We start from the raw sequence: 238 nt of genomic DNA, 5'->3' as shown, positions 1-238 counted from the left end.
CTGCTCGGCGGGCCGTCGCCGTTCCAGACTGCGCACGGCGATCTGGCCAAGGTCGCCGGAACCCGTTACGTGGTCGTGCTCGACGAGGACAACGACGAACTCACCGCCGGCGCGGTGGCGGAGCTGGCCGCGGCCATCGCCCATCCGCTCAATCACGCCACGACCGGCGCCGATGGCCGCCAGGTCGAAGCCGGTTACGTGGTGCTGCAGCCGCGCGCGACGATCGCGTTGTCGCAGG

The 238-nt window shown here is 71.4% G+C and carries 1 protein-coding gene; it reads left to right on the top strand.

Annotated features, from left to right (window positions below):
• Positions 1 to 238 (top strand): hypothetical protein (locus HKX41_13310; protein ID NNC25113.1); only part of this gene is annotated, 238 nt, incomplete at both ends.

It is taken from the genome of Salifodinibacter halophilus (genome assembly GCA_012999515.1).
In the GTDB taxonomy this organism is placed as follows: Bacteria; Pseudomonadota; Gammaproteobacteria; order Nevskiales; family Salinisphaeraceae; genus Salifodinibacter; species Salifodinibacter halophilus.
This window is presented reverse-complemented; position numbering and strand designations above follow the sequence as displayed.